The sequence below is a fragment of the Embleya sp. NBC_00896 genome (assembly GCF_045207785.1).
In the GTDB taxonomy this organism is placed as follows: Bacteria; Actinomycetota; Actinomycetes; order Streptomycetales; family Streptomycetaceae; genus Embleya.
This window is the reverse complement of sequence record NZ_CP108776.1, coordinates 3,853,898-3,871,350: the sequence shown is the minus strand read 5'-3', so window position 1 is coordinate 3,871,350 and position 17,453 is coordinate 3,853,898. Positions and strand designations below refer to the sequence as shown.

Genomic DNA, 17,453 nt, shown 5'->3' with positions numbered 1-17,453 from the left:
GCCGGCCGCCACGCTCAGGGCGTCAGGCCCGCCGCGTACGCCGCCGCCGTCGCCGCCCCCATCACCACCTTCACCGGACGCCCGAGCGACTCGGCCACCGCGGCCACGTCCTCGTACTCCGGCTGTGCGTTGACCACCCTGCCCTCGAACAGCGCGGTCTTGACCCGGACCGGCAGGCCCTCGACCCGCACGGTGTCGAACTCGCGCTCCAGGGCCCGCTTCGCGACGGCCACGATCCGCGCCCCTATCGTCGAGGTCTCCAGGAACACGGTGTGCAGCGCGGCGTCCACCCGGTCGGCCGGGACCAGCACGCACAGCGTGTGCGCGGGCCGGCCCTTCTTCATCAGGATCGGGACCAGCCACGCGTCGCCGGCGCCGAGCGCGAGCAGCTTGTTCAGCACCGCCGGCCACAGGCGCGGGTCGAGGTCGTCCACGTTGGTCTCGATCAGCACCTCGCCGGTCGGCGCGGGCGGCTCGCCCGCGGTATAGCGCTCGCCGAGCACGACCCGCAGGATGTTGGGCACCTCGTCGACCCGGCGGGTGCCCGCCCCGGTCCCGTCGGCGGTGATCCGCAGCGCCGGCATCGGCCCCCAGGTCCCGCACACGGAGGTCAGCAGCGCGGCGCCGGTCGGCGTGCACATCTCGTACGGCGCCGGGCCCGCGTACACCGGGGCGGCGGCGGCCCGCATGAGTTCCAGGACCGCGGGCGCGGGCACCGGGAGCATGCCGTGCGCGGCCCGGACGCTGCCGTTGCCGAGCGCGACCGGCGAGCCGACCGCGTCCACGATCCCGAGCGCGTGCAGCGCGGTGCAGGTGCCGACCACGTCGGCGATCGCGTCGAGGGCGCCGACCTCGTGGAAGTGCACCTCCTCCGGCGAGCACCGGTGCGCGCGGGCCTCGGCGTGCGCGAGCCGGCCGAACACGTCGTGCGCGCGGGCGTGGACGGGTTCGGCCAGGTCGGCCCGGTCGAGCAGGTCGCGCACGTCGCCCCAGGTGCGGTGCACGTGGCTGTGCGCGGTCTTGACCTTGGCGTGGGTGGCACCGATCCCGTGTCGATCGGTTGGCTCGGCGGTGATCAGAATCGGCTCGACGCCCACCGCGTCGACGGCTTGCTGGACGGCCTCCAGCGGGGCGCCGGCGTCGAGCAGGGCCCCGAGCAGCATGTCGCCGCTCGCACCGGCCTGGCATTGAAACCATGCGGTTGCCAAGCGGATACCTCCTGTTCCGGCCACTGTCGCAGCCGGAATGGGCTCCCGCCGGGAAAACGGCAAAGCGACCGAAAGAGACCGCCTTCTTCCGCTTCAGTGCCCGCTTGGTTCCGGGGCTTCGCCGGTCCGACCGCGCGCCGCCCGCGCCACCCTGGCCGCGAACACGCCGGCCCCGAAACCGTTGTCGATATTGCACACCGCGACCCCGGGCGCACACGAATTGAGCATCGCCAGCAGCGCCGCGAGCCCGCCGAACGAGGCGCCGTAGCCCACGCTTCGTCGGCACCGCGAGCACCGGCACCGACACGAGCCCGGCCACGACGCTGGGCAGCGCGCCCTCCATGCCCGCGACCACGATCAGGCAGTCGGCGGAGTCGAGTTCGGCGTGCACCGCGAGCAGCCGGTGGATGCCGGCCACGCCCACGTCGTCGATCCGCTCGACGTCGGCACCGAACAGGCGCGCGGTGAACGCGGCCTCGCCCGCGACCGCCGCGTCCGAGGTGCCCGCCGCCACCACGCGCACCAGACCGCGCGGGGCGGGCGGCGCGCCCACCGCGACGCACGTGCCGCTGTCGTCGGTGTACGCCTCGCCCGGGAAGGCCGCGTACACCGCGGCCACGACGGCGGCCGAGGCCCGGGTCGCGAGCGCGGGACGACCGCCCGATTCGCGGAGTCGGCGAAAGAGCGCGACGGTCTGGTCCGGGGTCTTGCCGGCCGCGAAGACCACTTCGGGGTCACCGGTGCGCAGCGCCCGATGGGTGTCCACGCGCGCGAAGCCCAGGTCGGCGAAGCCCGCCGTCGGCCCGCGAACGAGATGCGCGAGCGCTTCGTCCACGCCCGCCTCGCCGGCGGCCACACGATCGAGCAATTCCCGTACCTCGGACCGGTCCACTCGGCCGATCGTAACCCCGGCTCCGCCGGCCCCACCCGCGTCGGCGCCCTCGAGGGCGACCACAGACAGCTGCGGGCCAGGGGTGCGGGCCAAGGGCGGACAGGTGGCTAGGAGACCGAGACCAGCGCGTCCTCGCGCCACCGCAGCGTCTTCTCGAAGCGCAGCACCGCGCCGCGCCGCGGATGGTTGCTCAGCTGGACGTGATCGGTCATCGCCCGGATCAGCATCAGCCCGCGCCCGTTCTCCGCGCCCGGTCCGGCCACCGTGGCGACCCCGCGCAGGCGCTCCACCGGAAAGCCGGGGCCGCCGTCGATGATCTCCACCCGGCAGCAGTCACCGGTGATGCCCGCCCGGATCTGGTACTCGGTGTGCGACCCGCCGCGCGCGTGCTCCACGACGTTCGCGCACGCCTCGGACAGGGCCAGGCCGATCTCCATCGCGATCTCGCGGTCGACCCCCGCCGTCTCCATCGCACCGACCAGCAGCCTGCGCGCCATCGGCACACTCGCCGACTCCCGGGGCAGGTGGACAGTCCACCTCATGTCCATGAGCGGCCTTTCGACTTCACTCGGAGTCCGGCTGGGTCCGGCGGATCACACCTGGTTTTATTGCCGCCGGTTGGTCCCTGTATGCGCACATCCCGTGATCGGTCGTCAATACACCGTAAAGACGATTCATTCGGCGCATCGGGGCTCCTCGGTCCCGGGGCCGGCGAATCCCGGCCCCGGGGAAGAGGGGCCACCCCGCGATGAGACGATGGGGCGTCATGCAGGCCGTGTCCGTACCTCTCCGCGCTGTGCGCGCCGCCGTGTTCGCGGCGGTCTGCGCCGCGCTCGCGGCATGCGGCCACGCCTGGATGTCCACCGAGCCGCTGCCCCTGTGGGCGCCCGCGGCCGGTTTCGGCGCGGTCTTCGTCGCGGCCTTCGCGGGAGCGGGTCGGCAGCGTTCGCTCGGGTCGATCACCGCCCTCCTCGCGGTGGGCCAGCTCGGGCTGCACACCCTGTTCTCGTGGGCCGCCGCGGCCGCGGTGCCCGCCGCTTCGGGCGCCTCCGGGTCCTCGGGAGCCGGCGGCCTGATCGACCGATTCCTGTGCGGTCCGCGCGACTCCGCCGGGCACATCCTGCTGCCGGCCGGCTGGTCGCCCGAGGAGATCGTGCGCAACGCTCGGGTGGATCCGACGCGGTTCGCGCAGAACGCGCCGTCCGGACACCACCACCTGCACGGCTCGGGTCCGATGCTCTTCGACGGCGGCGCCGGAATGTTGTGCGCGCACCTCGCGGCGGCCGGGCTGACCGGGTGGTGGCTGCGGCGCGGCGAGGCGGCGCTGTTCGCGCTGATCGCTCTCGCCGCGGCACCCCTGCGGGTGGTGCTCGCGGTCCTGTACGGCCCGGTCCCGGTCGTCGAGACGCCGGGCGGGGTCCGGCGCACCGGCGCGGAGCCGGACCTGACGACACATCAGACGCTGCTGCGGCACGCGGTGACCCGGCGCGGACCGCCGGCGGAGTACGCGCTCGCCTGCTGATCCCGTCGTTCCCGGTGTCGTATCCGGATCGGGGGTGACAGGCGTGCATCCGCCTCCCGCCGTTCCGTTCCGTACCGCGGCGCATCCCTGTGCGCCCGCGGACGCATCCCCCGTGGAGCAGACACCCCATGACCATGACCAACGCGCGTCGCCGACTCTCCGTGCTTGCCGCCGCGGCCGGTGCCGGCGTCCTCGTCCTCGCCGGCTCCGCGTCGGCGCACGTGAGCGTGCAGCCGGGCACCGCCGAGCAGGGCTCGTACTCCAAGGTCTCCTTCCGCGTCCCCAACGAGCGCGACGACGCGGGCACGACCAAGCTCGAGGTGACCCTGCCCGCCGACAAGCCGCTCACGTCGGTGCAGACCCGCGCGATGCCGGGCTGGAAGGCGACGGTGGAGAAGACCAAGCTCGCCACGCCGATCGACAACCACGGCAAGCCGCTCACCGAGGTCGTCTCGAAGATCACCTGGACCGCCGACGTTGGCACCCGGGTGAACCCCGGCACGTTCGAGGACTTCGAGGTGTCGATGGGCAAGCTGCCGACCGACACCGACAAGCTCGTCTTCAAGGCCGTCCAGACCTACGACAGCGGCGAGGTCGTGCGCTGGATCGACGTCCCGGGCGCGGACGGCAAGGAGGCGCAGTACCCGGCGCCGACGCTCAAGCTCGTCCCGAAGGGCGGCGAGACGAAGCCGGCCGCCGCCACGGGCGCCCCCGCGACGACCGACAACAAGGCCACGGTCTCCGCGACGACCGCGGACGACAGCGACTCGACCGCGCGCACGCTCGGCGTGGTCGGCATCGTCGTCGGTGTCCTGGGTCTGGGCGCGGGTGTGTTCGGCGTCCTGCGCGCGTCGCGTCGGGGCACGTCCGCCTGATCGTCGTGCTCCCCCTTCGGGCCGAGGTCTCGGTACGGGCTCTTGGCGCGAACTCCTCGGCCCCGGCCGATGGCGTGGATCCCGGTTCACGCCATCGGCCGGGAGCCACCGACCCGAGCGTCCCGAGCCCTCTCGCCCGCACGAGCCTCACGCACGAGCTTCGAGCACGAGCCTCACGCACGAGCCTTTCGGCAAGAAAGACCTGGAGAACGATGAGCAACGCAACGCAGTCCCCCGGTCGGGTCCGTCGCACCGGCCTCCGCCTCGCCGCGCTGGCCGCGGCGGGGCTGCTGGTGGCCACGGGATGCAGCACCGACTCGGACGGGTCCGGCGGCGGCGCGCCGGCCAAGGTGCGCGAGCAGAAGTCCATCTACAAGGGCATCGCCGTCGACCCGCCGTGGACCAAGCCGGACCTGACCCTCACCGACACGTCGGGACAGCCGTACGACTTCCGGGCGAAGACGGCCGGGCGCACGACGCTGTTGTACTTCGGGTACACGCACTGCCCGGACGCGTGCCCGACGGTCATGGGGGACATCGTGCGCGCGCTCACCAAGCTCCCGGCCAAGGACCGCGCGACCGTCGACGTGGTCTTCGTGACGACCGACCCGGAGCGGGACACCCAGGCGGCCCTGCGCGAGTGGCTCGACTCGCTCGACAAGTCGTTCATCGGCCTGACCGGCCCGTTCGAGAAGATCCAGGCCGCCGCACGGCAGGTCGGGGTCTCGATCGAGCCGCCGACGACGGGACCGGACGGCAAGGTCGTGAGCACCCACGGCACGCAGGTGATCGCCTTCGCCCCCAACAACGAGGGGCCGGTCATGTACAGCGCGAGCAGCGGTTTGAACCCCGACGGCATGCCGAACGGGAACTCGACCGACGACTTCGCCCATGACCTGCCGCTGCTGATCCACCCTGAGGACGCCAAGAAGTGAAGCTCTTCCCCCTCCCCCGCAAGGCCGTTCCGCTCGCCGTCGGCGGCGTGTTGGCACTCGGGATCGGCGGCGTGCTGGTGGCCTGTTCCGATTCCGGGAACTCGAACAAGGCCTCCGCCGCCGATCGGGCCGGCAGCCCCGCGGCCCCGACGAACGCCGGCGCCGCGAAGGGCGCCCCGCTGCTGCGGATCGTCGACCCCTACATCCCGCAGCCCTCCTCGACGGACGTCGCGGCGGGCTATCTGATCGTGCAGAACGACGGCGACACCGCCGACCGGCTGCTCTCGGTGGCCAGCCCGCTGTCCGGCGAGGTGATGCTGCATCGGACCAGTGGCAACTCGATGCAACACGTGGAGGGCCTGGACGTGCCCGCCCACGGCAAGGGTGTGCTGGCGCGTGGGGGCAACCACATCATGTTCATGAATCCGACGACGGCCGTGCGGAAGGGCGACACCGTGCCGCTCACGCTCACCTTCCAGCGCTCGGGGCCGATCACCGTGCAGGTGCCCGTGCTCGGGGTGACCGAACGACCGGGCGACACGCCGGCCGCGGGTTCCGCGACGGCGGGTGCTCCGGCGGCGAGTACCACGGCCGGCGGTGCCTCGACGGCGGGCGCGCCCGCGGAAGACCACTCGGGCCATGCGGGTCACTGACCCGGCGGCCCGGCCGGCCCCGGCCCCGCCCTCGTCCCCGGTGCGTGCCGGGGGCGGGGGCGGTCGCCGCGCGCTCGCCTGGTTGCTCGCGCTGCCCCTGCTGCTCGCCGCGCTCGTGCTCGGCGGCGCGGGGGCCGCGTCGGCGCACGCCGTCCTGCAGTCGTCCAACCCGGCCTCGAACTCGACGCTCTCGGTCGCACCCGCGACGGTCACGCTGAAGTTCAGCGAGGGCGTCGAGATCGGGCTCGGCGGCGTCAAGGTGTTCGACCCGGACGGCAAGCGGGTCGACACCAACCAGAGCAAGCACGGCCCCGACGGCGACACGAGCGTCGTCACGCCGCTTCGCGGCGGCCTGCCGACCGGCACGTTCACGGTCGCGTGGCGCGCGGTCTCGGCCGACTCGCACCCGATCTCCGGTGCGTTCACGTTCAACATCGGGCAGGCCTCCGGCGGCGTGCGGGTCTCCGACCTGACCGACCAGGGTTCGACCGCGGCCGACGTCCTGGAACGGGCCGCGAGCGGGGCCGCCTACCTGACCTTCGCCGTGCTCGGCGGCGCGGTGCTGTTCCTGCTGATCGCGCGCCCCGCCGCGGTGTCCCGCTTCCGGGTCTGGCTGCTGCTCTCGGGCGCGTGGGGCGGCCTGTTGGTGTCCTCGCTCGCGGTGTTGATGCTGCACGGCCCGAACGCCTCGGGGCTGGGCCTCACCTCCGCCTTCGACGCGGACGTGCTGCGCGCGACCCTGGACACCCGGCTCGGCAAGGCGATCTCGGCGCGGGTGCTGCTGCTCGGCGCCGCCGGCGCGCTGCTGGGGTGGCTGGTCGCCACGCTCGCGCACGCGTCGACGCGGACCCGGCGGATCCTGGCCGGCGCGTGGGTCGCGCTGATGGCCGCGATCGCGGTCACCTGGCCGATCGCCGACCACGCGTCGGTGGGTCGTCAGGTGCCGCTGGCGATCACCGCGGACACGCTGCACATGCTCGCGATGGCGGGCTGGCTGGGTGGGCTGGCGATCGTGGTCGCGCTGATCGTGCGGCCCGGCGATCCGGCGCCGGAGGCGGCCTTGGACGTACCGGCGGTACGGATCTTCTCGAAGACCGCGTTCACGTCGGTGACGCTGCTGGTCGCGACCGGCCTGTACGCGGCCTGGCGCCAGGTGGGCTCCTTCGGCGCGCTGTTCGACACGACGTTCGGCCTGCTCCTGGTCTTCAAGGTCGACCTCGTGCTGCTCATGCTGGCCGGCGCCTGGGTCGCCCGGCGGTGGCTGGCGCGGCAGCTCGGCGCGACCGCGAAGCCGAAGTGGGCCGTGCTGCGCAAGGCGGTCGCGATCGAGGCCGCGCTGGCGATCGCGGTGCTCGGCGTGACGACCGTGCTCACCGATACCGAGCCGGGCCGCACCGCGCACGAGCGCAAGCAGGCCGCGGCGGCGGGACCGGTCAGCCGCAGCGTCCCGTTCGACGCGGGCGGCACGGCGGGCAAGGGCAGGCTGGACGTCACCGTCGACCCGGCCCGGGTCGGCCCGAACGAGCTGCACATCTACTTCGCGGACCCGATCGGGCAGATCCGCGAGGTCGAGGAGCTGACGGTCTCGATGGCCCTGCCGGGCAAGGGGATCGACGGCGCGGACGTACCGGTCCATCGGGCGGGGCCGGGCCACTGGTTCGGGGACCTGCCGCTGCCGATGGCGGGCCGCTGGGAGCTGTCGTTCTCGATCCGTACCTCCGATGTCGACCGCATCACCGTGCCGGTGCCCGTGGAGGTCAAGTGAGGCACGTACGCCGCCTCTTGCTGCTGTTCGTCGGGGTGGTGGCCTGCCTCGCCCCCGCGGGCAGCGCGTACGCGCAGGAGTTGTCGGGCCAGGGTCCGAGCAACTTCCACACCGTGATGACGTCGCCGTCGGCGCTCGCCCCCGGCCTGACGGTGCGGGTGATCGAGAACGGTGCGCGCGTGGAGGTGCGCAACTCGGGTCCGCAGGAGGTGATCGTGCTCGGCTACATGAGCGAGCCGTTCCTGCGGATCGGCCGGGACGGGGTGTTCGAGAACCGTCAGTCCCCCGCCGTGCAGTTGAGCAGCGAGCGCTGGGGCTCGGTCGACGAGAAGTCGAACCTGCGGCCGACCGGCGCCCCGCAGTGGCACCGGATCTCGACCGAGCCGGTCGCGCGCTGGTACGACCAGCGCGTGCACTGGATCGTCCAACAGCGGCTGCCACCACGGGTGATGGCGGAACCGGACCGGACCCACAAGGTCCAGTCGTGGACGGTCCCGATGCGTCTCGGCGACCGGGAGCTGGCGGCGACCGGCGAGCTGACCTGGAAGCCGGGGCCCAGTCCGTGGCCCGGCATCGTGGGATCCGCCGGGCTCGCGATCCTGGTCTTCGGGGCGGTGTGGCTGCGGCCGGTGTTCCGTCGCGCGCTGCCCGTGTACGGGGTGCTGGCGGGCGTGGTCGCGGGGGCGAGCGTGCTGCACCTGGCGCTCGTGGCGGCGGCCCGGGCCGGCGGCTTCGGCGCCCGGGCGGGCGCGTTCTTCGCCGGGAACCTGCTGCAACTGCTGTCCTGTGTCGTGGCGTTCGCGGGCGCGGTGCTGCTGGTCCGCGGCCGGGTCGGCGGCGCGTGGTTGGCCGCGCCCGCGCTGGGGGTGCTGGCGCTTCGGGTCGCGGGGTACGACCTGCCGGTGCTGTGGCGGTCGTCGTCGCCGTTCGTGGGCGGCCTGGTCCTGGACCGGGCGTTGACCGTGCTCGTGTTGGGCGCGGGGATCGGCGCGGCGCTCGCGCTGGTCGTGGTGGTGCGGCGGGGGCCGCGTGTGGCGGCGGACGGTGTGGACGCCGCGGAAGAACCTGCGAGGGAAGTTGTGATGAGTCCTGAAGCCTCCGATCGGGCGACCGATCACTCGGCCGTCTCGCGTCGCCGATTCGTCGGTGTGGCGGGTGCCGCCGGAGCGGGCGGCCTGGTGGTCGGCGCGGCCGGCGGCGCGGTCGCGTTCGCGGGCGAGTCCGGCGACGGCGGCGGTACCGCGCTGACCCACGTCGGCGCGACCACCGTGCCGTTCTTCGGCAGGCACCAGGCCGGCATCACCACGCCGGCCCAGGCCAAGGCCGTGCTGCTCGGCTGGGATCTCGAACCGGGTGCCGACCGGGCCGCGGTCGCGGCGCTGATGCGGCGCTGGTCGGACACCGCCGCGCGGCTGACGCAGGGTCACCCGGTGGACGGGGACGACCAGGTCGCGGCGGACGCGGGGCCGTGTTCGCTGACCGTGACGTTCGGGTTCGGCGGGACGCTGTTCGACAAGCTCGGATTGGCCGCGCGGCGGCCGGCGGCGCTCAAGCCGCTCCCGCCGTTCCCGGACGACGCGCTGGACCCGGCCCGCAGCGACGGCGACCTGTTCACCCAGATCTGCGCGGACGACGGCCTGGTCACGTTCGGTGCGGTCCGCACGCTACAGAAGCTCGCCAAGGGGGTGGCCCGGATCCGCTGGCAGATGAACGGATTCGCCCGCTCGCCGGGCGCCACGGCCAAGCCGATGACGCATCGAAACCTGATGGGCCAGATCGACGGCACCAACAACCCGAAGGAATCCGACCCGAAGTTCGACGAGAAGATCTTCGTCACCGAGGCGGCGGCCCCGAGCCCCGAGCAACAGTGGCTCACCGGCGGCACGTACGTGGTCTTCCGTCGGATCCGGATGCTGCTCGACGCGTGGGACGGCATCGACAAGGCCCACCAGGAGCGGGTGATCGGCCGCTCCAAGGACACCGGGGCACCGCTGAGCGGCGGCGGCGAGCACAGCGCCGCCGACTTCGGCAAGCGCGGCCCCGACGGCGAGTTGGTGATCGGCGCGAACGCCCATGTGCGCGTCGCGGCGCCGGAGTTCAACCGCGGTTCGAGCATGCTGCGGCGCGGCTACTCCTACCACGACGGCTTCGGCTCGGACGGCGCGCCGGACGCCGGCCTGCTGTTCGTCGCGTGGCAGCACGACCCCGACGACGGCTTCGTGCCGATCCAGCGCAAGCTGGCCCGCGGCGACGCGCTGTCGCCGTTCCTGCGGCACGAGGCGAGCGCGATGTTCGTGATCCCGCCGGGGTGCGCGCGGGGCGGGTACGTCGGCCAATCCCTGTTGGAGGGCTGATGCTCGGGCGGCGTCGTTGGTTGGCCGGGGCGGTGACCCTGCCGTTCCTGCTGGCGGGATGCGGGAGTTGGGGCGCGGAAGGCGGTCCCGGTTCGTACATGAGCGAGGCCGAGGCGACCGCCGCGGCGTCGGAGGGCGTCGCGGTCGAGGGCGCGGACGGCGTGCAGCGGATCGAGTTGCGGGTGGACGACAAGCTGCGCTTCTCGCCGTCGGTGATCCGGGCCAGGACCGGCCCGCTGGTGATCACGCTCGCGGACACCGGGATCACCCCGCACCAGATGATCCTGCCGGGCGGCGCGCCGGTCGCGCCGTCCGCGGGCGGCACGTCCCAGGACATCAAGCTGAGTTTCGGCAAGCCGGGCTCGTACACCTTCAACTGCATGTACCACGTGGGCACCGGGATGGCGGGCACGATCGAGATCACCGACTGAGCGGTGCGCCCGGGCCGGTCCGGGCGGGGGGCGGGCCGGACCGGGCCGTGGGCGGGCCCACGGACGGTTCCCGGGCGGCACGTCGGGCGTTACCCATTCCGGGCCCGTGTCTCGGGTTGGGCACCCGGTCGGTCATGCGAGGCTACGGGCCGCCGGGTCGTGCCGTCTCCCCGCTCACGGGGTCAGGACGATCTTGCCGATCGTGCGGTTCGCCTCGCCCAGTTCGTGCGCCTTCGCGACCTCGGCCAGCGGGAACGTCCGGGCGACGATCGGGCGGAGGTCGCCCGCGTCCACCGCTGCGGCGATCAGCGCGAGTCGCTCCGGGGTGGGGTCCAGGTCGACCGTGAGGCCGCGGACGCCGGCCGCCGCCGCCTTGGCCGCGGTCGCCTCCGCCGCGGGCGGGTTGGTGATGTTCACCAGCACGCCGCCCGGTCGCAGGGTCGCCAGCGAACGATCCTCGTAGTCCCCGCCGATCAGGTCGAGCACGACGTCGACGTCACGGACCGCCGTGCCGAAGTCGGTGCTCGCGTAGTCCACCACCTCGTCGACGCCCAGCTCGCGCAGCAGCGCGTGCTTGGCCGCGCTCGCGGTCCCGATCACGTACGCGCCCCGGGACTTGGCGATCTGTACCGCCAGGTGACCGACGCCGCCCGCCGCCGCGTGGATCAGTACCCGATCGCCGGACCCCACCCGCGCGGCCTCGACCAGCGCCTGCCACGCGACGGACGCCGACACCGGGAGCGCGGCGGCCCGCACATGGTCGAGCGTGGCCGGCTTCGGCGCGAAGGACGCCTCGGCGGCGACGACGTACTCCGCGTAACCCCCGGAGAGTTGCGGGAAGCCGGGAATGCCGTACACCTCGTCGCCGACCGCGAAGCGCTCGACGCCCGGTCCGACCCCGGCGACCACGCCGGACACGTCCCACCCGAGCGTGAACGGCGGGGTCAGCCACATGCCGCCGGCGCGGATCTTCCAGTCGATGGGGTTGACCCCCGCGGCGCGCACTTCGACGAGTACCTCGCCGGGTCCTGGCGCGGGCCTGGGGGCCTCGATCACGCGGAGCACCTCGGGGCCGCCGAGCGCGTCCTGGTGCACCGTCCGCATGGTGGTCGTCGTGTTCTTCGTGGCGTTCACAGCGATGTTCGTCGTCATGCGGGCAAGCATCGACGCCACGGTCACTGTTGTGAAGAAGGCACCTTCCTGGTACCTGGGTACCTTATGCATACCCCTCCCGACCTGCGGCCCTTCGGTGGCGCGGACGCCTACCTCAGCTCGTGCGCCTCGCGTGCCGTACTCGACCTGATCGCGAACAAGTGGGTGGCCCTGGTCATCGGCTCCCTGCGCCCCGGCACCCTGCGCTTCTCGGAGTTGCGCCGCCGACTCGACGGCATCACCAAGAAGATGCTCACCCAGACCCTGCGCGACCTGGAACGCAACGGCCTGGTCCGGCGAACCGTCTACCCCACCGTCCCACCGCAGGTCGAGTACTCCCTGACCACACTCGGCGACAGCGTCAGCGGCCTGATGGAGGAGATCCGCGTGTGGTCCGAGAGCAACATCGACGCGATCGCGGCGGCGCAGGCCGCCTACGCGGAGCGGGAGACGAGCCGGCCCGCACCGGTCTGACGACGCGTCGCGCCGGTCGTGCGGAAGCCCCTCGCCGCGGGTGCGACGAGGGGCTTCCGGAACGGTGGTGCCGGCGTCGGGGCCGGCGGTCGGATCAGTGCACCACCGGTTCGGTCCGGGCCGCGGTCTCCGCCGACTCGCCCTCGGCGACCAGGACGGATTCCCGCCTCGGTGAGCGCAGCACCAGCAGGGTCAGCACGATCGCGGCGGCGATCAGGCCCGCGCCGATCCCGAAGGCCAGGCTGTACCCGCCGGTCAGCGCCTCGGCGCCGGACCTGCCCTCGGCGAGCAGGGTGTCCGCCTTCGCGCTCGACAGCGTGTTCAGGACGGCGAGGCCGAGCGCGCCGCCGACCTGCTGGGTGGTGTTGAACAGACCGCCGACCGCGCCGGCGTCCTCGGCGGTGGCACCGGACATGCCCAGCGTGGTGAGCGCCGGGATGGCCAGGCCGAAGCCGGCCGGCATCAGCATGGCGGGCAGCACATCGGTGAAGTAGTGGCCGTCGGCCGGCACCCGGGCCAGGAACAGCAGCCCGAGCAGCAGCAGTCCGAGCCCGGCGATCACCACGTTGCGCTCGCCGAAGCGGGCGTTGATCCGAGCCGAGTAGCCGAGCGTGATGATCCCGATCACGATCGCCGAGGGCACCATCGCGAAGCCGGTCTTGGCGGCGCCGTACCCGAGCACGTGCTGCAGGTACAGCGCGATCATCAACTGGAAGGCGAACAGCGCGCCGACCATCAGCATCTGGATCGCGTTGGCCCCCGACACCTGCCGGGACCGGAACACCCGCAGCGGCAGCAGCGGCGTCCGGGCCTTGGCCTGACGCCCCACGAACGCGGCGATCAGCAGCAGCGACAGAGCGCCGAGACCGAGCGTGTGCGCCGACGCCCAGCCGTACGAGTCCGCCTCGACGATCGTGTAGACGAGCAGCATCAGGCCGGACGTGATCATCAGCGCGCCCCACAGGTCCGCCCCCGCCTCGAGACCGAGCCCGCGGTCGGCGACCAGGAGACGGAAGGCGAGCGCGGTGGCGGCGACGCCGATGGGCAGGTTGACGACGAAGATCCAGTGCCAGTTGAACGCCTCGGTGAGCACACCGCCGAGCACGAGCCCGATCGAGGCACCCGCCGCGCCGACGAAGCTGAACGCGCCGATCGCCTTGGCCCGCTCCTTGGGGTCCGGGAACAGCGTGACGATCATCCCGATCGCGACCGCCGACGACATCGCGCCGCCGATGCCCTGCAGGAACCGGGCGGCGATCAGCAGTTCGGGCCCGGTCGCCACGCCGCACAGCAGCGACGCGACGGTGAAGACGATCATCCCGCCGATGAACATCCGGCGCCGCCCGATCAGGTCGCCGAGTCGGCCGGCCAGGAGCAGCAGACCACCGAAGGCGATCCCGTACGCGTTCACGACCCAGGCCAGGCCCGACTGCGAGAAGCCCAGATCGCTCTGGATGGCGGGCAGCGCCACCGTGACGATCGTGCCGTCGAGGACCACCATCAGCACCCCGGCACACAGCACCGCGAGCGCCGACCAGCGTGACCTGTCCGTGGATCCAACCGTGCGCGACATGCGATTCATCTCCCCTGAACGACCGACCGGCGGAACGACCGACCAACAAGAGAGACATTAGCAGATAGTTTTATTGTAGACGATCTCTTACGGACTCTTCTTTTAGAGACTCATCTTCTATGGATCGGTCTCGTACGGATCTACCGCTTGCTCGTGCGGGCCCGCCGCACGGTCGCCTCGGATTCGACGGGCTTGGCGAGCAGGCCCCCGACGAGCCGTCGCATCGCCGACGAGAACACCGCGCGTTCGTCCTCGGGCAGCACGGCCAACACCTCCTCGTGCACACCGTCGACGATCCCGCGCCCGGCCCGCACCAGGTCGCGGCCGGCCTCGGTGACCACGATGATCCGGGCCCGCCGGTCGGTCGGCGCGGGTCGCCGCTCGGCCAGACCGGCCTTCTCCAGTTCGTCCATGGTGACGACCATGGTGGTCTTGTCCAGGTCGGCCAGCTCGGCGACCTGGGCCTGGGTCAGGTCCAGGTCGATCGCGTGCGCGAGGACGCAGAAGTTGCGCGGCGTGACGTCGATCGCCGCGAGGGCGGCCGCCATGCGCGTGGTCATCACGTGCCCGGCGTGCACGAACATGCCGGTCAGGTCCAGGGCCGTGGGGGTCAGGCTCTCGGTGTTCAGGCTCTCGGCGGTCATGCGTCCAGCGTAACAAAATTAGGTAAGGCAATAGATTGTTCTGAAGTAGATCTTCACGTGAGAGGTCGATCGCGGCGGGCCGCCGACACCACGCGGCCGTCCCGGCGGGGGCGGCCCGGTGTCGACGGCCCGCCGGCTCAGCGGCTCAGCCCCCGAAAACGCCGCACCGCGATCGGCAGGAACACCGCGGTCACGATCAACGGCCAGACCACGGCCATCTGCGTCGCGTGCTCCTCGATCCAACTCCCGCCGTGCGGAGCCGGATTGCCGAACAGGTCGCGGATCGCGGTCGCGGTGGAGGAGACCGGATTCCACATCGCCACCGCGCCCAGCCAATCCGGCATCATCGACGGCGGCGTGAAGACGCTGGAGACCATCCCGAAGGGCAGGGCCACGGCAAACAGGCTGCCTGCGGCCTCCCGATTGCGCACGAGCAGGCCGAGGTACACCCCGACCCAGGTCAGCGCGAACCGCAGCAGGATCAACAGCGCGAACGCCGCCAGGGTCTCGGCGGGCGTACCGTCGGGCCGCCAGCCGACGGCGAGCGCGATCCCCGCCAGCACCGCGAGGTCGACGCACGCGCCGACGACGTCGGCCACCCCGCGTCCGCTGACCACGGCCGAGGGCGCCATCGGCATCGAGCGGTAGCGGTCCATGACGCCGAGTTCCTTGGTGATCGCCATCACCGACGCGGTGTTCATGAACCCCTGGGCCATGGTCATCGCGAACATGCCGGGCAGCGCGTAGTCCTTGTAGTCGACATCGCCGCCGACCTCCATGGCGCTGCCGAAGACGTACACGAACAGCAGCACCGACACGATCGGGAAGCCCAACTGCCACGCGATGATCGAGGGTTGGCGGGCGATGTGGACCAGTTCGTTGCGGACGATGGTCAGGCAGTCCGCGATCGCCCAGTAGACCCGGCGCTCGGGCGGCTCCGACGGCGGTGCCGGTTGCGTCGTGGGGCTCGTCGTCGCGCTCACTTGGCCACGACCTCCTTGTCCTGGTCCTTGTCGTGGCCCGTGCCGTGACCCCGGCCGGGGTCCTGGTCGCCCTTGTCGCGACCCTTGTCCTCGACCCGGTCCCGGTCCTTTTCCTCCTCCGGTCCCGTCTCGTGTGCGCGATGTCCGGTCAGGCGCAGGAAGACCTCGTCCAGGGTCGGCTGCCGCACGCCGATGTCCTCGATCACGATCCCGTCGTCCTGCAGCTCCCGCGCGACCCGCGTCAACGCCGCGACGCGGTCGTCGACGGGGGCGGTCACCCGGCGCTCCTCGGCGGCGACCACCGGCTCGACGCCGCCCACGGCCACGCCGGCCACCACGCGCACCGCCCGCGGCACGTCGACGGACTCGCGGACCACGACCTCGATCCGGTCGCCGCCGAACTCGCGCTTGAGCCGGTCCGGCGTGTCGTCGGCGATCTTGCGGCCGCGGTCGATCACCGCGATCCGGTCCGCCAGCTTGTCGGCCTCGTCCAGGTATTGGGTCGTCAACAGCACGGCCGTCCCGCCCGCGATCAGCGAACGCACCGCCTCCCACACCTCGTTGCGACCACGCGGGTCGAGTCCGGTGGTCGGCTCGTCCAGGAAGAGCACCTCCGGGGCGAGGATCATGCTCGCGGCCAGGTCGAGTCGCCGGCGCATGCCGCCGCTGTACTCCTTGACGCCCTTGTCGGCCGCCTCGGTCAGGGAGAACCGCTCCAGCAGCTCGTCGGCCCGGCGGGCGGCGTGCCGCTTGTCCAGGTGGAAGAGGCGGCCGAACAGGGTCAGGTTCCGGCGTCCGGTGACGCTCTCGTCGAGTGCGGCGTATTGGCCGACGAAGCCGATCCGCCGCCGGACGTGGCGCGCCTCGCGGACCACGTCGTGGCCCGCGACCAGGGCCCGCCCGCCGTCCGGCCGAAGCAGGGTGGACAGGATCCGTACCGCCGTGGTCTTGCCGGCGCCGTTCGGCCCCAGCAGGCCCTGGACCGTGCCGCGAGGCACCGTCAGGTCGAAGTCGTCGAGCGCGTGTGTGTCGCCGTAGCGCTTGGTCAGGCCCTCCGCGAGGACCGCGTCGTTCGTCGTTCGCATGTCCGTCCCTCCAAACTGGGTACACCGTACCCGATGATGCGTACGCCGTACCCATTTTTAGCCGAAGGCGGTCGCCCGGACCGGGACTCCTACGATGGAGACACCATGACGACGACCGATCACGCGGGAAGCGGCGACCTCGCCCGCAGCCTGGAACTGCTGTGGGGCCTCGACCGGAAGGCGACCCGGGGCCCCAAGCCGGGGCTGACCCTGGACCGCATCGTCACCGCCGCCATCGCCATCGCCGACGCCGAAGGTCTCGACGCGCTCTCGATGCGGCGCGTCGCCACCGAGCTCGGGGCGGGCACGATGTCGCTCTACCGGCACGTGCCCGGCAAGGGCGAACTGCTCGACCTGATGATCGACCGGGTCAACGGCCCCGGCGACGCGGAGTTCCCGCCGGGTCTGGGTTGGCGCGGCGCGCTGGAGCACGTCGCGCGCGGGATGTGGCGGCTGTACACCACGCATCCCTGGCTGCTCGGGGTCGATCAGGCCCGACCGGTCCTGGGCCCCAACTCGCTGGAGGCGCTGGAGATCACGCTCGACGCCATCCACGACGCCCCGTTGTCGGACCGCGAGAAGATGACCGTCCTGTCGATCATCGACGGCGGCTATGTCGGCGGGCTGGCCCGCATCCACCTCAACGCCGTGCACGCGGCCCAGCGGTCCGGCATCAGCGACGAGGAGTTCTGGAGCGCCCAGGCCCCCGTCCTGAACGCCGCGATGGCGAGCGGCCGCTACCCGCGGTTGGCCGCTCTCGCCGAGGACGCGTACACGACGGACGGCGAGGCCGTGTTCGAGTTCGGCCTACAGCGCCTCCTCGACGGCCTGGAGTCGTACATCGACCAGCGCTCGTAGGGCGGCGCCGTCGATCCGCGTGCTCCATCGGCTTATTGCCGTCTCCGAG

Annotated in this window: 18 protein-coding genes; 10 read left to right on the top strand and 8 right to left on the bottom strand. The window is 72.4% G+C overall.

Translation table 11 applies throughout. The annotated features are described in order from the left end of the window. Window positions 1-14: 14 nt before the first annotated feature. Both larC and OG928_RS17560 read right to left on the bottom strand, forming a co-directional pair. Window positions 15-1,208 carry a nickel pincer cofactor biosynthesis protein LarC gene (gene larC / locus OG928_RS17565; protein WP_406284708.1) on the bottom strand — a complete coding sequence of 398 codons (1,194 nt, stop codon included), beginning with the start codon at window positions 1,206-1,208 and terminating at the stop codon, window positions 15-17. Window positions 1,209-1,301: 93 nt separating this feature from the next. Further along, window positions 1,302-1,481, bottom strand: coding sequence for a hypothetical protein (locus OG928_RS17560; protein WP_406284706.1), 180 nt, complete (start codon window positions 1,479-1,481; stop codon window positions 1,302-1,304). Window positions 1,482-1,593: 112 nt separating this feature from the next. On the opposite strand from OG928_RS17560, the gene OG928_RS17555 reads away from it, so the two are divergent. After that, entirely contained in the window at window positions 1,594-2,211 is a 618-nt protein-coding gene (locus OG928_RS17555) for a hypothetical protein (RefSeq protein ID WP_406284703.1), read from the top strand. Here OG928_RS17555 and OG928_RS17550 read toward each other — a convergent pair. Then, entirely contained in the window at window positions 2,208-2,642 is a 435-nt protein-coding gene (locus OG928_RS17550; RefSeq protein ID WP_406284701.1) for an ATP-binding protein, read from the bottom strand. The genes OG928_RS17555 and OG928_RS17550 overlap by 4 nt on opposite strands. A gap of 233 nt (window positions 2,643-2,875) precedes the next feature. Between OG928_RS17550 and OG928_RS17545 the strand changes: the two genes are divergently transcribed. From OG928_RS17545 to OG928_RS17515, 7 genes are all read left to right on the top strand, one after another. Then, window positions 2,876-3,622, top strand: a complete 747-nt coding sequence (locus OG928_RS17545; protein ID WP_406284698.1) for a hypothetical protein — start codon at window positions 2,876-2,878, stop codon at window positions 3,620-3,622. Between the two features lie 128 nt (window positions 3,623-3,750). Then, a complete protein-coding gene (locus OG928_RS17540) occupies window positions 3,751-4,497 on the top strand; it encodes a YcnI family protein (RefSeq protein ID WP_406284695.1) in 747 nt (248 codons plus the stop codon). Between the two features lie 212 nt (window positions 4,498-4,709). Continuing rightward, a complete protein-coding gene (locus tag OG928_RS17535) occupies window positions 4,710-5,432 on the top strand; it encodes an SCO family protein (protein WP_406284692.1) in 723 nt (240 codons plus the stop codon). Continuing rightward, the gene (locus OG928_RS17530; protein ID WP_406284689.1) at window positions 5,429-6,085 is read left to right on the top strand and encodes a copper chaperone PCu(A)C; all 657 of its coding nucleotides are present in this window, start codon (window positions 5,429-5,431) and stop codon (window positions 6,083-6,085) included. Before OG928_RS17535 ends, OG928_RS17530 begins: the two co-directional genes overlap by 4 nt. Further along, the gene (locus tag OG928_RS17525; protein WP_406284686.1) at window positions 6,072-7,850 is read left to right on the top strand and encodes a copper resistance CopC/CopD family protein; all 1,779 of its coding nucleotides are present in this window, start codon (window positions 6,072-6,074) and stop codon (window positions 7,848-7,850) included. Before OG928_RS17530 ends, OG928_RS17525 begins: the two co-directional genes overlap by 14 nt. A 1,082-nt stretch (window positions 7,851-8,932) precedes the next feature. Further along, complete coding sequence (gene efeB, locus OG928_RS17520; protein ID WP_406291051.1) at window positions 8,933-10,204, top strand: iron uptake transporter deferrochelatase/peroxidase subunit; 1,272 nt, start codon at window positions 8,933-8,935, stop codon at window positions 10,202-10,204. Continuing rightward, complete coding sequence (locus OG928_RS17515) at window positions 10,204-10,635, top strand: hypothetical protein (protein WP_406284684.1); 432 nt, start codon at window positions 10,204-10,206, stop codon at window positions 10,633-10,635. The genes efeB and OG928_RS17515 overlap by 1 nt, the downstream gene beginning before the upstream one ends. 174 nt (window positions 10,636-10,809) lie before the next feature. On the opposite strand, the gene OG928_RS17510 is transcribed toward OG928_RS17515, so the two are convergent. Next, window positions 10,810-11,787 (bottom strand): NADP-dependent oxidoreductase, encoded by a 978-nt coding sequence (locus OG928_RS17510; protein WP_406284682.1) that lies wholly within the window; start codon window positions 11,785-11,787, stop codon window positions 10,810-10,812. Between the two features lie 66 nt (window positions 11,788-11,853). Between OG928_RS17510 and OG928_RS17505 the strand changes: the two genes are divergently transcribed. Then, window positions 11,854-12,261, top strand: a complete 408-nt coding sequence (locus OG928_RS17505) for a winged helix-turn-helix transcriptional regulator (protein ID WP_406284680.1) — start codon at window positions 11,854-11,856, stop codon at window positions 12,259-12,261. A gap of 94 nt (window positions 12,262-12,355) precedes the next feature. On the opposite strand, the gene OG928_RS17500 is transcribed toward OG928_RS17505, so the two are convergent. The 4 genes from OG928_RS17500 to OG928_RS17485 all read right to left on the bottom strand — a co-directional run bounded on the left by OG928_RS17500 (window position 12,356) and on the right by OG928_RS17485 (window position 16,546). After that, on the bottom strand, window positions 12,356-13,843 hold the full coding sequence (locus OG928_RS17500) for an MFS transporter (protein ID WP_406284678.1): 1,488 nt from the start codon (window positions 13,841-13,843) through the stop codon (window positions 12,356-12,358). 131 nt (window positions 13,844-13,974) lie between these two features. Next, window positions 13,975-14,478, bottom strand: a complete 504-nt coding sequence (locus OG928_RS17495) for a MarR family winged helix-turn-helix transcriptional regulator (protein WP_406284676.1) — start codon at window positions 14,476-14,478, stop codon at window positions 13,975-13,977. Window positions 14,479-14,615: 137 nt separating this feature from the next. Continuing rightward, complete coding sequence (locus OG928_RS17490; protein ID WP_406284673.1) at window positions 14,616-15,461, bottom strand: ABC transporter permease; 846 nt, start codon at window positions 15,459-15,461, stop codon at window positions 14,616-14,618. Next, a complete protein-coding gene (locus OG928_RS17485) occupies window positions 15,458-16,546 on the bottom strand; it encodes an ATP-binding cassette domain-containing protein (protein ID WP_406284670.1) in 1,089 nt (362 codons plus the stop codon). The genes OG928_RS17490 and OG928_RS17485 overlap by 4 nt, the downstream gene beginning before the upstream one ends. A gap of 105 nt (window positions 16,547-16,651) precedes the next feature. Between OG928_RS17485 and OG928_RS17480 the strand changes: the two genes are divergently transcribed. Next, window positions 16,652-17,404: a TetR/AcrR family transcriptional regulator gene (locus OG928_RS17480; RefSeq protein WP_406284668.1), complete on the top strand. Its 753-nt coding sequence runs from the start codon at window positions 16,652-16,654 to the stop codon at window positions 17,402-17,404. Window positions 17,405-17,453: the final 49 nt, after the last annotated feature.